The sequence below is a fragment of the Limosilactobacillus albertensis genome (assembly GCF_014145555.1).
Taxonomy (GTDB): Bacteria; Bacillota; Bacilli; order Lactobacillales; family Lactobacillaceae; genus Limosilactobacillus; species Limosilactobacillus albertensis.
In genome coordinates, this window is sequence record NZ_JACIVD010000009.1 from 1 (window position 1) to 237 (window position 237).

Here is a 237-nt window from a genome sequence, read left to right on the forward strand (position 1 = left end):
CTTTGAAAACTAAATACTATCTAATTTCTTTATTAACAAAACAATAAACCGAGAACACCGCGTTATTTGAGTTTTAATTAACGAATATAATCGCTAACTCAATTAATCAAAGCAGTCGCAGACTGCTAAGGTTAAGTTATGAAGGGCGCATGGTGAATGCCTTGGTACTAGGAGCCGATGAAGGACGGGACTAACACCGATATGCTTCGGGGAGCGGTAAGTACGCTTTGATCCGGA

At 40.1% G+C, this 237-nt stretch carries 1 rRNA gene; it reads left to right on the forward strand.

Annotated elements, in window-relative coordinates:
* Positions 1-129 precede the first annotated feature (129 nt).
* Positions 130-237, forward strand: a 23S ribosomal RNA gene (locus H5S41_RS00100); the annotation flags it as partial.